10 protein-coding genes are annotated in these 13536 nt (G+C 70.3%); 5 read left to right on the plus strand and 5 right to left on the minus strand.

Annotated features, from left to right (window positions below; all coding sequences use genetic code 11):
- The first annotated feature begins 143 nt into the window (after positions 1 to 143).
- Complete coding sequence (locus DIE06_RS07670) at positions 144 to 350, plus strand: hypothetical protein (protein ID WP_124660885.1); 207 nt, start codon at positions 144 to 146, stop codon at positions 348 to 350.
- 48 nt (positions 351 to 398) lie between these two features.
- Here DIE06_RS07670 and DIE06_RS07675 read toward each other — a convergent pair whose 3' ends face one another.
- Positions 399 to 1649, minus strand: coding sequence for a phosphatidylserine decarboxylase family protein (locus DIE06_RS07675; RefSeq protein WP_124660886.1), 1251 nt, complete (start codon positions 1647 to 1649; stop codon positions 399 to 401).
- 149 nt (positions 1650 to 1798) lie between these two features.
- Between DIE06_RS07675 and DIE06_RS07680 the strand changes: the two genes are divergently transcribed.
- The 4 genes from DIE06_RS07680 to arsH all read left to right on the plus strand — a co-directional run bounded on the left by DIE06_RS07680 (position 1799) and on the right by arsH (position 4565).
- Complete coding sequence (locus DIE06_RS07680; RefSeq protein WP_124660887.1) at positions 1799 to 2134, plus strand: helix-turn-helix transcriptional regulator; 336 nt, start codon at positions 1799 to 1801, stop codon at positions 2132 to 2134.
- A 22-nt stretch (positions 2135 to 2156) separates the two neighbouring features.
- Positions 2157 to 2651 carry an arsenate reductase ArsC gene (locus DIE06_RS07685; RefSeq protein ID WP_124660888.1) on the plus strand — a complete coding sequence of 165 codons (495 nt, stop codon included), beginning with the start codon at positions 2157 to 2159 and terminating at the stop codon, positions 2649 to 2651.
- A gap of 99 nt (positions 2652 to 2750) precedes the next feature.
- Positions 2751 to 3821 (plus strand): ACR3 family arsenite efflux transporter, encoded by a 1071-nt coding sequence (arsB, locus tag DIE06_RS07690; RefSeq protein WP_124660889.1) that lies wholly within the window; start codon positions 2751 to 2753, stop codon positions 3819 to 3821.
- Positions 3822 to 3842: 21 nt separating this feature from the next.
- Positions 3843 to 4565, plus strand: coding sequence for an arsenical resistance protein ArsH (gene arsH, locus DIE06_RS07695; protein WP_124660890.1), 723 nt, complete (start codon positions 3843 to 3845; stop codon positions 4563 to 4565).
- 42 nt (positions 4566 to 4607) lie between these two features.
- Here the strand turns inward: arsH and treY are convergent, their stop codons facing one another.
- Genes treY through glgX form a run of 4 tightly spaced genes read right to left on the minus strand, consistent with a single transcriptional unit; the run spans position 4608 to position 13506 of the window.
- A complete protein-coding gene (treY, locus tag DIE06_RS07700; RefSeq protein ID WP_124660891.1) occupies positions 4608 to 7382 on the minus strand; it encodes a malto-oligosyltrehalose synthase in 2775 nt (924 codons plus the stop codon).
- The gene (gene malQ / locus DIE06_RS07705; protein WP_124660892.1) at positions 7379 to 9490 is read right to left on the minus strand and encodes a 4-alpha-glucanotransferase; all 2112 of its coding nucleotides are present in this window, start codon (positions 9488 to 9490) and stop codon (positions 7379 to 7381) included. The genes treY and malQ overlap by 4 nt, the downstream gene beginning before the upstream one ends.
- Positions 9487 to 11382 (minus strand): malto-oligosyltrehalose trehalohydrolase, encoded by a 1896-nt coding sequence (treZ, locus tag DIE06_RS07710; RefSeq protein WP_124660893.1) that lies wholly within the window; start codon positions 11380 to 11382, stop codon positions 9487 to 9489. The genes malQ and treZ overlap by 4 nt, the downstream gene beginning before the upstream one ends.
- A 9-nt stretch (positions 11383 to 11391) precedes the next feature.
- Complete coding sequence (glgX, locus tag DIE06_RS07715) at positions 11392 to 13506, minus strand: glycogen debranching protein GlgX (RefSeq protein ID WP_124660894.1); 2115 nt, start codon at positions 13504 to 13506, stop codon at positions 11392 to 11394.
- Positions 13507 to 13536 lie beyond the last annotated feature (30 nt).

Genomic DNA, 13536 nt, shown 5'->3' on the forward strand with positions numbered 1-13536 from the left:
CGAGCGCCGGCTGCTCAGGGGGCTTCTGTTTCCCACATATTGGCACGCTCCCTGCATGTATTTCCTATTGCGGCGCACGATTCGCGCCCGCGCCACCGCGATGCGGTTGCCGCATCGCGCCAGGCAGCCAATAGGGAGACAACATGCTGACAGCACATGAATTTGCCGCACTGTTCCTGGTACATCGCGCACCGGAACAGGTCCAGCCCGACAGCGACGACGTCGTCGCGCTGGTCGAACAACAACTGATCGAGATGCGCCTCGACGCGTCGGGCGCGAGCCGTCCCGCGCTGACTGCCGACGGGCTGTCCGTCGTGCATTGCATGCAGCGGCACGGCGGCCGCGGCTGAGGCGCCGACGCATGACACCTTCGCCGGCGTCCGAATCGCTGTCGCGGCTCAGTGCGCGATCGCGACCGGCGTGTTGACCTGCACGACCGGCGTATCGCCGTCGAACGGCGGCGCGGACAGGAAGCGCTCGATCACGCCGGGCTCGAACAGCAGGCAGCAGGTCGAGCCGCCGTACTGGAAACAGCCGATCTCGGCGCCCTTGTCGACGCGCTGCCCCGGCACGACCTCGATCACGCACGACGACACGTCGCCCATCCCGACGAACACGGCGGCCACCGTGCCGATGCCCGGATCGTCGCTGTCGATCGCGACCACCGCGCGCGCGGCGACGGCCGTCATGTAGCCCTGCGAGTCGTTGAGCCCGGCCGGGTCCGGGCCTTCCGCCTCGGCGACCGAGTAGTAGGTGCCGTCGACCCGGTATGCGTGCGTGACGGTGCCGCGCACCGGCGCATGCCAGCGGTGATAGTTGTACGCGCTCAGGTAGGCCTGGTACAGGTCGCCGCCGACGAAGCGTTCGGCGAGCGGCAGCCGCGCGGGCGTGAAGATGTCGCGCAGCGAATACGGCTGGCCCTTGATCCAGAACGTGTCGCGAAGCTTCAGGGTCGATTCGGTGTGATAAGGCGCGGCTTCGCACGCGCTGACGATCACGTGTGGATCGTCCGGCGCCGCGACTGGCCGGGCGCCCGCGCGAAACCGCCGCGTGAAGAAGTCGTTCCACGAGCCAAAGCCCCAGTGCGGCTGGTCCTCGCGATACTCGAACTGCGACAGGCCGAGGCGCTTGCGTGCTGCCTCGCAGAACCAGCCGTCGGGCGCCGACGTGTCGAGATGCGCGCGCGAATGCGGGCCGCCGAGGAAGTCGCACCACACGTTCAGCACCTGCTTCAGGTGCGCGTTGACCGCCGCGTCGCGAAACACCGCATGGCCCGACGGCATGCACATCGGCCAGTCGAGGAACGCGTTCAGCGGGCACACGATCAGGCGCGTGTCGCTGAACGGCGGCGTGTAGGTCATCAGGTGATCGATCACCGTCATCAGCTCGCCGATCGATGTGTAGCCCAGCGTGCGGCCCGCATCGCGTGCCTCGTCGATCGCGCGCGTGACGCACATGTGCTGCACCGCGTCGTCGTCGAACAGCCGCGCGAGGGCCTGCACGGCCGGCGTGCGCAGCCGTTCGCCGGCCCGTGCGCGTGCTTCGTTCGCGATTTTTTCGCGGTACGCGGCCATGTGCGATTCCTCGTGGGCCATCCATTCGCCGAGGCGATGGCGGGTCGCGGGCGGCGCGCTGAAGTCTGTCGGCATGGTCGCCTCTCAGGCAAGGGTTGCGGTACGAACGCGGGTAGCAAGGCGCTTGCCCGGCGCGCGGCACCGAACTTGCTGCAGTCGGGCGATCGGCTTCCTTCACCCTGCGCCGCTTTCCATCGTTTCCATATTTCGAGTATTATCGAAAAATGGAAACGAACCAGACCCTCGCCGCCCTGTCGGCCCTCGCGCACGAGTCGCGCCTCGCCGTCTTCCGCGCGCTCGTGCAGGCCGGCCCGTCGGGCCTGGCGGCCGGGCAGATCGCGACGCTGCTCGACGTGCCGCCGTCGTCGCTGTCGTTTCATTTGAAGGAACTGGCCCACGCGCAGCTCGTCACGAGCCGCCAGGAAGGCCGCTTCGTGTTCTATTGCGCGAACTTCGCGACGATGAACGGGCTCATCGGCTACCTCACCGAGAACTGCTGCGGCGGCAATCCGTGCTCGCCGGTTTCCGCCTGTTCGACCTCCTGTTCCGACCCGACCTAAGCACGCGTTCACGCACCCGCCGATGACCACCAACGTCCTGATCCTTTGTACCCACAACTCCGCGCGCAGCGTGCTCGCGGAGGGCATGCTCAACCACTGGGCCGCGAAGCTCGGCCGCGACGTGCGCGCCTACAGCGCCGGCAGCGCGCCGAGCGGCCGGCTCAATCCGTTCGCGCTGGACGCGCTGACGCGCGCCGGCGTCGACGTCACCGGGTACCGCAGCAAGAGCTGGGACGAATTCGTCGGCGACACCGCGCCGGAAATGCGCATCGTCATCACGGTATGCGACAGCGCGGCCGCGGAGGCGTGCCCGTACTGGCCCGGCAGCCCGGTGAAGGTCCATTGGGGCTACGCCGATCCGTCGAACGCGGCGGGCGGCGATGCGGGCAAGCAGCTCGCGTTCGAACTGACGCGCGAGGCGCTCGGCTACCGGATGCTGCAACTGCTTGCGCTGCCGCTCGAGCGCATGAGCGACCCCGAACTCCAGGCGGCATTGACCGCCATCGCCCGCAATTGAGCGGTTGCTCGGCGGCATGCGTGAACCGGCGTGCCGCGTGCCGTGCTCCCGCCTGAATCCTGTCCGAATCCAGCCTGAATCCAGCCCGAATCCTGTCCGATGAACCCGTCCAACGTCGTCCCGCCTCGCCAAGCCCCTGCCAGGCCCGCGATCAACTTCTTCGAACGCTACCTGACGGTCTGGGTCGCGCTGTGCATCGTCGCCGGCATCGCGCTCGGCCAGGTGCTGCCCGGCCTGTTCCAGCGGATCGGCCGCATCGAGTACGCGCAGGTCAACCTGCCGGTCGGGCTGCTGATCTGGGTGATGATCGTGCCGATGCTCGTGAAGGTGGATTTCGGCGCGCTGCATGAAGTGCGTCAGCACGTGAAGGGGATCGGCGTCACGCTCGTCGTGAACTGGCTCGTCAAGCCGTTCTCGATGGCGTTGCTCGGCTGGCTGTTCATCCGTCAGCTGTTCGCGCCGATGCTGCCGGCGGACCAGCTCGACAGCTATGTCGCCGGCCTGATCCTGCTGGCCGCCGCGCCGTGCACGGCGATGGTGTTCGTGTGGAGCCGGCTCACGGGCGGCGATCCGCTGTTCACGCTGTCGCAGGTCGCGCTGAACGACAGCATCATGGTGATCGCGTTCGCGCCGCTGGTCGGGCTGCTGCTCGGGATGTCCGCGATTACCGTGCCGTGGGCGACGCTGCTTACCTCGGTGGTGCTCTACATCGTGATTCCAGTGATCCTCGCGCAGATCTGGCGCAGGCGGCTGCTGCGCAACGGACAGGCCGCGTTCGATGCCGCGATGGCGAAGATCGGCCCATGGTCGATCGCCGCGCTGCTCGCGACGCTCGTGCTGCTGTTCGCGTTCCAGGGCGAAGCGATCCTGAAGCAGCCGCTGGTGATCGCCTTGCTCGCGGTGCCGATCCTGATCCAGGTGTTCTTCAATGCGGCGCTCGCATACTGGCTCAACCGCGCGGTAGGCGAGAAGCACAACGTCGCGTGCCCGTCCGCGCTGATCGGCGCATCCAATTTCTTCGAGCTCGCCGTCGCGGCCGCGATCAGCCTGTTCGGTTTTCACTCCGGTGCGGCGCTGGCGACCGTCGTCGGCGTGCTGATCGAAGTACCGGTCATGCTGCTGGTGGTGCGCATCGTGAACCGGTCGAAGGGCTGGTACGAGCGCGCTTGAGCCAATCACGGAAATCCATCCATGACCGACCGACTGACCGATCTGCCGCAACTCGATCCTGAACTCTTCCGCGTGCCGGACGCGAGCCGCTTGCGGCCGGCTTCGCCGTCCACCCATCCGCCGCGTTTCCTGCTGCTGTACGGCTCGCTGCGCGAGCGTTCGTTCAGCCGGCTGATGGTCGAGGAAGCCGAGCGCCTGCTCACGGCGATGGGGGCGGAGGTGCGCGTGTTCAATCCGAGCGGCCTGCCGCTGCCCGACGACGCGCCGGAGAGCCATCCGAAGGTCGTCGAACTGCGCGAGCTGGTGCTGTGGTCGGAAGGGATGGTGTGGTGCTCGCCGGAGCGGCACGGCGCGATGACGGGAATCATGAAATCGCAGATCGACTGGATTCCGCTGTCGGTCGGCGCCGTGCGGCCGACCCAGGGCAAGACGCTCGCGGTGATGCAGGTCAGCGGCGGCTCGCAGTCGTTCAATGCGGTGAACCAGATGCGCGTGCTGGGCCGCTGGATGCGCATGCTGACGATCCCGAACCAGTCGTCGGTGGCCAAGGCGTTCATGGAATTCGACGAAGCGGGGCGGATGAAGCCGTCGGCCTATTACGATCGCGTCGTCGACGTGATGGAGGAACTGGTCAAGTTCACGCTGCTCACGCGCGACATCGGCCCGTATCTGGTCGACCGGTACAGCGAGCGCAAGGAAAGCGCGGAGGCATTGTCGAAGCGGGTGAATCAGCGCGGGATCTGAGGGTGGCCGGCATGGGCGCTGCCGACCTCTGCACCCATTCGATTACGACTGCGGGCCCCGCGTATCGGCCGCCACGAGCACCGCGACCGGCAGCGCCGCCAGACAGCGATCGAGCCGCATCGTGCCGTCCGGCGCCCCGACCTCGCTTCCGTCGTTCAGCCAGTCGATCCACCGCTCGCCGGCGCGGCGCGGCAGCGCCACGGCCGTATCGCCCCATTCATGAGGCTCGACGCGCGGTAACCGCGGCACTTCGCCAAGCAATCTGCACGCGAGTCGCGTGGCGATCACCACGATCGTCGCACTTTCGTCGCACCGTGCGAACGCCACCGCATGCCGTCCAAGCCTGCCGCGCACGCGCAGCGGCACATATGCGCCATCCGCGAATGTCGCTGGCCAGCGTGTGCGCAGCGCGAGCATCCGCTCGACGAGTGCGCGCTTCACCCGCGCATCCGGCCAGGTACGCAGATACGCGGCGACCGGCTCATCGACCCGCTCGGCCGCGAGCGTCGCAAACGGCACGTCGCGCCGGTTGTCCGGATCGACCAGCGAGTGATCCCATGACTCGGTACCTTGATACAGGTCGGGCACGCCCGGCGACGCCATCCGCAATGCCGCCTGCGTGAGGCTGTTGACGACGCCGGCCGGCGCGATTCGCGCGACGAACGCATGCAGCCGGTGCACGAAATCGCCCACGCCGTGCGGTGTCAGGATCGCGTGGACGAACCGTTCGCAATCGCGCTCATAGTCCGCGTCGGGTGCGAGCCAGTCCGTATGCTGTTTCGCTTCGCGCAGCGCCTTCGTCTGCCATCGCACCACGCGTTCCGCAAGCGTCGCGAGCCCGGCCGCATCGTCGGGCGAGCACCCAGGCGGCCAGCAGCCGACGAGCGTCTGGTACAGCATCGCTTCCGCGGCCGGCCCCGGCGCCCACGCGAGGTCGCGATGCGCACCGCCACGATGCGGCAGGTTCAGCGCGGACCAGTCGAGCGATACCGCGCGCCATGCATCCGGCACTTCGCTGAGCACCGCGAGCCGCGCGCGTGCATCCTCGCCGCGCTTGTGATCGTGCGTCGCGGTCGCGACGAGCGTGTGCGGCACGGTGCGCGCGCGACACCGGTTGCGCGCATGGAACGCGCCGCGCGACAGGCTGAAGTCGCCGGCATCGGCGCCGACCTCGTTGCGCGACAGCAGCCGGCCGTAGCGATAGTTGGCGGTATCCTCGACACCTTTCGCGGCGAGCGGCGCGGTGAGCTGTGCGAATGCGACGCGCGCCGCGTGCAACGCCGCTGCATCCGCACGCGGCACGCGCGTGCCCGGCAGCCCGAGCCAGCCGGCGACGCGGTCAAGCGCGTCGCGATCGGACGGATCGATCGCGGCGCACGCCGCGTCGTACGCGTGCGCCAGCACGCCACGATCGGCGCCGGCCGGCTCGTCGCCGGGTGTCGGGTACATCCGGTACACGCGGAGATGCACGGCGAGTTCGCCCAGCACGCGATGGATCGCGATCCGGCTGACGTCGCGCGTCGCGGGCGCCGCGCGCGCGATGCGGTGCAACACCCGCGCGACGCGTTCGTGCTCGCCCGCGAGCTGCCGCATCAGCACGCGCCGCTTGCCGGCCACCGCTTCCTGAGTGAACGACCGCGCCGACCCCGACACGGCCGCCCAGTGCGCGGCGAGCGGCGCGGCGCCGGCCGGGTCGTGCAGCAGCGCGGCGACGTCGTTCATGAAGTCGTAGCCCGTCGTGCCGTCGACGTGCCAGTCTTCGCGCAGCGTCTCGCCCGGCGCGAGGATCTTCTCGACGACGAGGTACGGCCGCCCGTCGCGCTGCGCGGCGAGCCGCGCATGCAGGCGCCGGCAGTACGCGCGCGGATCGGCGAGGCCGTCGACGTGATCGACGCGCAGGCCGTCGATGCAGCCGGCCGCATGAAGCTTCAATGGCAGCGCGTGCACCGCGTCGAACACGGCTTCGTCCTCGACGCGGACGGCCGCGAGCGTCGCGATGTCGAAGAAGCGTCGCCAGTTCAGCTCGTCGGCGGCCGTGCGCCACCACGCGAGCCGGTAGTGCTGGCGTTCGAGCAGCCGGTGCAGGCACGCGCGCGAGCGTGCGCGGCGCGGATCGGCGCCGCGCAATATCGCGTCGAACGCATGCGGGCCCTGTGCGGTGGCGTAGTCGCGCAGTGCCGTGTGCGCGGCCGCGAGGCGCGCGCTGCCGCGCACCGCCGCCGCGGCGAAACGTTCGGCGAGCGCGTTCAGGTCAGCGCGGTTCGCGATGCGCAGGATCTCCGCGTAGGTCGCGGCGGCGACCGGCAGTGTCCTGCCCGGGCACGCGATGAAGAAGCGGCCGGTAGACGGATCGGCGCCCAGCGCGATGTCGCCGGCCGCGAGTGCGTCGCCGTACGGCGTGCCGAGGCAGGGCAGCAGCACCTTGCCGTGGAGCGCCGCGTCAGGCGGATGCCAGTCGATGTCGAAATGGCGTGCGTACGGGCTCGCCGGCCCCCATTCGAGCACGTCGTTCCACCAGCCGTTCGATGCGCCGCCGACGCCCATGTGGTTCGGCACGATGTCGGCGATCACGCCGAGGCCGCGCGCCTGCAGCGCGTCGACGAGCCGCCGGAAGCCGGTTTCGCCGCCGAGTTCCGCGCTGATCGCGCGCGGATCGACGGTGTCGTAGCCGTGCAGCGAACCGGGCTCGGCCGTCGCGATCGGCGACAGGTACAGGTGGCTCACGCCGAGCCGCGCGAAATAGTCGGCGTGCGCGGCCGCGTCGTCGAACGTGAAGCCCGCGTGCAGTTGCAATCGCAGGGTCGCGCGCGGCGTCATGCGTCATCCTCCGGGGCGCGGCGCGCGTGTTCGATCGCCGCGATGCGCTTGCGCACGTCGGCGTCGAACAGCGCGTCGACCGTGCGCGGCAGCCGGCGCAGCCAGTTCGGATGGCCGCACGGCGGGCCGGGGAGATTCGGTTGCTCGTCCAGCGCGAGCAGATCCTCGAGCGGCACGATCGCGAGCGGCGACGGGCTGTGCGCGACATACGCCAGGACTGCGTCGACTGGCGGCGCGTCGACGGGCGGGATGGGCGCGCCGGCCGGTGTGCAGCCTGCGTGCTGCAACGCGTGCCACAGCACCGCGCGGTCAGTGGCGCGTTGCGTCCGGCCGCTTTCGTCGGCCGCGCGCGCATGCTTGGCTGCATCCGCATCCGCATCCGCACCTGCCACGACCCGCCGCCACTCGAGGTCGACACCACGCCACCAGCCCGCCACGGTCGGCAGATCATGCGTCGACGTCATCGCGATCGTGTCGCGATCCCATGCCGACGGCGGCCGAAACGCGTCATCCGATTCACGCTCGAACCACAGCACGCGCATCCCCGCGATCCCCTGCGCGGCGAGCCGCTCGCGAAAACCCGCCGGCACCGTGCCGAGATCCTCGCCAATCGCGACCGCGCGATGCCGCGCCGCTTCCAGCGCGACGAGCCGCACCAGATCATCGACGGGATAGCGCAGGTACGCGCCGTCGCGCGGCGATCCGCCGTCCGGCACGATCCACATCCGCGCGAAGCCGAGCACGTGATCGATGCGGATGCCGCCCGCATGCGCGAACGCCGCGCGCAGCAATTCGACGAAGGGCGCGAAGCTGTACGCGCGCAGCGCGGCGGGTGTCCACGTCGTCACGCCCCAGGCCTGGCCGTCCGCATTGAACAGGTCGGGCGGCGCACCGACCGATACGCCGCGCAGCAGCATCGTCCCGTGCGCCCACGCGTCGCTGCCCGCGCGATCGGAGCCGACCGCGAGGTCGGCGATCAGCCCGATCGCCATGCCCGCATTGCGCGCCGCATGCTGCGCGTGGCCGAGCGCGTCGGACGCGCACCATTGCAGGAACGTGTGGAACGCGATCGTCTCGGCATGCGCATGCGCGAAGGCGTCGACTTCGGCCGACGCCGGCATCCGCCACTGCGCGGGCCATTGCCGCCAGTCCGCACCGATTCCCTGCTCGATGCAGAACGCCTGCAGCGCGTCGAAGCGCGCATGCGCGTCGAGCGCCGCGCCGCCCGCCGCGCGAAACCGCTCGAACGCGTCGCGCGACGGCTCGCCGTTCGCACGCCACGCATCGAAGCACGCACGCAAGCGGCGCAGCTTCAGCGGCAGGATGTGCGGCCAGTCGATCAGCGGCGCATCCCGCGCGTGTGCGCCGTTCGCCGGCGAGCCGCTCATCCGTTGTATGGAATCGGCCCCCGGCACCGCATCGCAGTCGAGATACGCGACGTTGTGCCAGTGCCGCGACGACGGCGAATAGGGGCTGTCGTGCTCGGGTAGAGCCGGATAGCCGGCATGCGTCGGGCTGATCGCCACCGCGTGCGCGCCGCGCCGCGCCGCATGCACGGCGAGACCGGCCAGCGCGGTGTAGTCGCCGGCGCCGTCGTCGCCGGTGCGGCGCAGGCTGTAGAGCTGGGCCGCGATGCCCCAGCGGCGCCGCGCTTCCGGCAGGCCGTCGCCGGCAGCAAACGGCCGCGCGCGCGGCGGCGCGATCGCGAGTCCGATCCGCTGCTCGCCGATGTCGAGCGCGTGATAGCCGGGCAGCGCGAGCGGCGGCAGCGTGCCGTGTTCGCCCGTGCCGGCAAAGCGTCCGTCGACGTGCCCGCCCGATTCGAGCGCGATCCGGAAGCGCGCGCCCGGTGGCGCAATGCTGCGCGGCAGCGTCAACGGCACGCCGGCGTCCCCGGTCACGACACGCGGCGTCGCATCGCGCGCAGCGGCGAGCGCGGCCGCGCTGTCGACCCGCTCGCTCGGCGTGCCGCACGGCCAGCCGAGCGCATCGACGAGCGCGACGAGCGCGTCGTCGTCCACCCGCCGCGCGACGCCGCCCGCATCGATCCAGTCGGGCGTGAGTCCGGCCGCGCGCGCGAGTTCGGCGATCGGCACGTCGGTCGTCATGGCCGCGTGTGCCCGTTCGCGCGGTGATTCAGCGCATCGTGGTTGACCGCGCCGTCGCGCCACGCGATGCAGGCGTGTGCGGGCAGCCGCTGGTCGGCGAGCCGGTCGCGCGCGCGTGGCGGCGTCTCGAACACGATCTTGCCGACCGGCAGCGCGGGCAGCACGGCATCGCGCGAGCCGGGATTGAACGCGATCGTCAGCGTGCTGCCGTCGCCGAGCGCCCAGCGCGCGACGAGCGCCTCCGCGTTGCCGTTGTTGTTGCCGTTGCCGTTGCTGTCGACGTTGCCGGGCAGCAACTCGACGCCGAGCGCGCGCGTGCCCGGCAGATGCGGCGTCACGAGCGCAGCCCGCACGGCCAGCGCGCTGCGGTAGAAGTGCCGCCACGCGTTGGCGTCGGGCCATGCGTCCTCATCGGCATGACCGGGCGACGAGCGCATGAACGTGCCGACGTCGTTCGGATCGGGAATCGCGTCGCGATGCGCGGGATCGGCGAAGGCGGGGAATGCCGCGAATTCGCGGCGCCGGCCTTCGCGCACCGCATCGGCCAGTGCGCCGCGATAGTCGGTGAAGAACTGGAACGGCTGCGTGCTGCCGTCTTCCTCGCCCATGAACAGCAGCGGAATCTGCGGCGCGAGCAGCATCAACGCGGTCGCCGCGCGTACCGCGTCGTCGTTCGCGAGCGCGCGCAGCCGTTCGCCGAACGCGCGATTGCCGACCTGGTCGTGGTTCTGCAGGAACGTGACGAACGCGGTCGGCGGCAGGTGTGCGCTCGGCTCGCCGCGCGGTGCGCCGTCGTGCAGCGGCGACGGCTCGCCCTGGTACGCGAACCCTTCGCCGAGCGTGCGCGCGAGATGACGCAGCGGCGCATCGGCGTATGCGCGGTAGTAGCCGTCGCGCTCGCCGGTCAGCAGCACGTGCGCGCTGTTGTGGAAATCGTCGTTCCACTGCGCGTCGAAGCCGTCGGGCCCGAGCAGGCTCGCCGCATTGCGTTCGTTCTCGAGCACCAGATGCACGTGGCGCGCACCGCCCGCATGCGCGCGCACGCGGCGCGACAGTTCCCGCAGCCACACGTCGTCGTCGATCGCATGCGCGGCGTCGATGCGCAGGCCGTCGAAACGGAATTCGCCGAGCCAGTACAGCGCGTTCTCGATGAAGAACGCGCTCGTCTGCGCACGCGAGAAGTCGATTGCCGCGCCCCAGCCGGTTTGCTTGTCCGTGCGGAAAAATCCCGGTGCATAGCGCGGCAGCAGGTTGCCTTCGGGGCCGAAGTGGTTGTACACGACGTCGAGAAACACCTGCAGCCCGAGCCCGTGCGCGGCGTCGACGAGTGCCTTCAGCTCCTCGGGTCGGCCGTACGACGCATCGGGCGCGAACGGCAGCACGCCGTCGTAGCCCCAGTTGCGCGCACCGGGGAACGCGTTGACGGGCATCAGCTCGATCGCGGTCACGCCGAGCGCGGCGATGTCGGGCAGGCGCCGCTCGACGTTCGCGTAGCCGCCGCACGCACCGACGTGCAGCTCGTACAGCACCGTCTCGTGCCATGGCCGGCCGCGCCACGCGTCGTTGCGCCAGCGGTACGCGGCCGGATCGACGACCTGGCTCGGGCCATGCACGTCATACGGCTGGAAGCGCGATGCGGGATCGGGCACCGCGAGGCCGTCGTCGAGCAGGAAGCGGTACAGCGTGCCCGGACCGCACGGCGCGATGACCTCGAACCAGCCGTCGCCGGCGGCCTGCATCGCGACGCGCCGCTCGCCGTGCAGCTCGACCGCGGCCGTGCGGCTCGCGGGCGCCCACAGCCGGAAGCGCGTGTGCTCCGGGTCGAGGCAGGCCGCGCCAAACGACGACGCGTATGTGTGCGGGACGGGCGGATGGGCAGTGCGTGACGTCATGGCGGCTCCTCACGAAGGCCGGTGGGGCGGCACGGCCGCGACCGCGATCGCGGCCGCGTGCGAGGCGACGTCGAGACCGGCGTCCGGCCACGCGCGCGGGCCGGAGTCGGGCGTCGCCGTGTCGAGCAGCACGCGGTAGTCGAGCACGGGCGCCGGCAGCTTGAACGTGATCGTGCCCGCCGACGCGTTCAGCATCACGAGCAACGCCTCGGTGCGCCCGGTGCGGCCGGTGCCGACGCGCCGCATCGTCAGCGCGCGCCGTTCGCCGTCTTCCCACGCGGGCACGGTCAGCGGGGCGCCGTGCTCGTCGAACCAGTCGATCTCGCGCATGCCCGGTGCACCGTCGCGGTCGCCGGACGGATAGTGCGGCGCCGACATCACCGCGTACATGCGCCGCAGCGCGGCGAGCCGCGACACGAAGCGCATCATCTGCACGCCATCGTCGCCGCGCGCGAGATCCCAGTCGAGCCACGACAGTTCGTTATCCTGGCAATAGCCGTTGTTGTTGCCGTGCTGCGTTCTGCCGAATTCGTCGCCGGCCACGATCATCGGCGTGCCGAGCGCGGTAAACAGCGTCGCGAGCATCGAGCGCGCGACCCGCGCGCGCAGGTCGCGGATCGACGCGTCGTCGGTGTCGCCTTCGACGCCCCAGTTCGCGCTGCAGTTGTCGCCATGGCCGTCGTGGTTCTCCTCGCCGTTCGCTTCGTTGTGCTTGTGCGCATACGACACGAGATCCGCGAGCGTGAAGCCGTCGTGCGCGGTGATGAAATTGACCGACGCCCACGTGCGGCGCCGCTGGTGATTGAACAGGTCGGCCGAGCCCGCGAGCCGCGCGGCGAGTTCCTGGCGCTGGCCTGCGTCGCCGCGCCAGAAACGCCGCACCGTGTCGCGAAAGCGGTCGTTCCATTCGGCGAAGCCGGGCGGATGGCGGCCCAGCTGATAGCCGCCGGGGCCGAGATCCCACGGTTCGGTGATCAGCTTGCGCTGCGCGAGCACCGGGTCCTGCCGCAGCGCGTCGAAGAACCCGGCGCCGGGCTCGAAGCCGTGATCCTCGCGGCCGAGCGTCACGCCGAGATCGAAACGAAAGCCGTCCACGTTGAACGCGGTCGCCCAGTAGCGCAGCGAATCCATCACCATCTGCACGACACGCGGATGCGACAGGTTCAGCGTATTGCCGCAGCCGGTCTCGTCGACGTGGTAGCGCGGGTCGTCCGGCCGCAGCCGATAGTAGCTCGCGTTGTCGAGGCCGCGCCACGACAGCGTCGGGCCGAGTTCGTTGCCCTCGCACGTGTGGTTGTAGACGACGTCGAGCACGACCTCGATGCCGGCCGCGTGCAGCTGGCGGATCGCGATGCGCATTTCGTCGAGCCGCCGTGTCGACAGGTACGACGGCTCCGGCGCGAAATACGCGGCGGTGTCGTAGCCCCAGTAATTGCGCAGCCCGCGGTTCACGAGCGCGCGCTGCTGCAGGAACGCGTGCACGGGCAGCAGCTCGATCGTCGTCACGCCGATCGACAGCAGGTGATCGATGAACGCCGGATGGGCGAGCGACGCGAACGTGCCGCGTTCCGGCGCGCGCAGCCCGGCGCGGCGCATCGACGCGCCGCGCACGTGGGTCTCGTAGATCACGGTGCTGCGCCACGGCACGTCCGGACGCCGGTCGTTGCGCCAGTCGAACGCCTCGTCGACGACCACGGCCTTCGGCATCGCGGGCGCCGAGTCGCGGCGGTCCATCGACAGGTCCGCGCGGTTCGAATGCACGCGATAGCCGAACAGCGCGTCGGACCAGCGGAAGTGGCCAACCAGCTTGCGCGCATACGGGTCGAGCAGCAGCTTGGTCGGGTTGAAGCGATGGCCGTGCTGCGGCTGGTACGGGCCGTCCGCGCGAAAGCCGTACACGGTGCCCGGATGCGCGTTCGGCAGGTAGCCGTGCCACACCTCGTCGGTGCATTCGGGCAGGTCGAGGCGCGCGAGCTCCTTGCGGCCGGTCGGGTCGAACACGCACAGCTGGATGCGCTGCGCATGCGCGGAAAACACCGCGAAGTTGGTGCCAAGGCCGTCCCACATCGCGCCGAGCGGATAGCAGCGGCCGGGTTCGAGACGGGCAGGCAGGGCGGTCGGCATGGGGATCGTCTCCGTGTCGAGGGCGCCGGG

Source organism: Burkholderia sp. Bp8998, assembly GCF_003854235.1.
In the GTDB taxonomy this organism is placed as follows: Bacteria; Pseudomonadota; Gammaproteobacteria; order Burkholderiales; family Burkholderiaceae; genus Burkholderia.

Bases quoted from the DNA above. Each gene is read 5' to 3' on its own strand.
- DIE06_RS07670 (WP_124660885.1), top strand. From the start codon at position 144: ATGCTGACAGCACATGAATTTGCCGCACTGTTCCTGGTACATCGCGCA.
- DIE06_RS07675 (WP_124660886.1), bottom strand. From the start codon at position 1,649: ATGCCGACAGACTTCAGCGCGCCGCCCGCGACCCGCCATCGCCTCGGC.
- DIE06_RS07680 (WP_124660887.1), top strand. From the start codon at position 1,799: ATGGAAACGAACCAGACCCTCGCCGCCCTGTCGGCCCTCGCGCACGAG.
- DIE06_RS07685 (WP_124660888.1), top strand. From the start codon at position 2,157: ATGACCACCAACGTCCTGATCCTTTGTACCCACAACTCCGCGCGCAGC.
- arsB (WP_124660889.1), top strand. From the start codon at position 2,751: ATGAACCCGTCCAACGTCGTCCCGCCTCGCCAAGCCCCTGCCAGGCCC.
- arsH (WP_124660890.1), top strand. From the start codon at position 3,843: ATGACCGACCGACTGACCGATCTGCCGCAACTCGATCCTGAACTCTTC.
- treY (WP_124660891.1), bottom strand. From the start codon at position 7,382: ATGACGCCGCGCGCGACCCTGCGATTGCAACTGCACGCGGGCTTCACG.
- malQ (WP_124660892.1), bottom strand. From the start codon at position 9,490: ATGACGACCGACGTGCCGATCGCCGAACTCGCGCGCGCGGCCGGACTC.
- treZ (WP_124660893.1), bottom strand. From the start codon at position 11,382: ATGACGTCACGCACTGCCCATCCGCCCGTCCCGCACACATACGCGTCG.
- glgX (WP_124660894.1), bottom strand. From the start codon at position 13,506: ATGCCGACCGCCCTGCCTGCCCGTCTCGAACCCGGCCGCTGCTATCCG.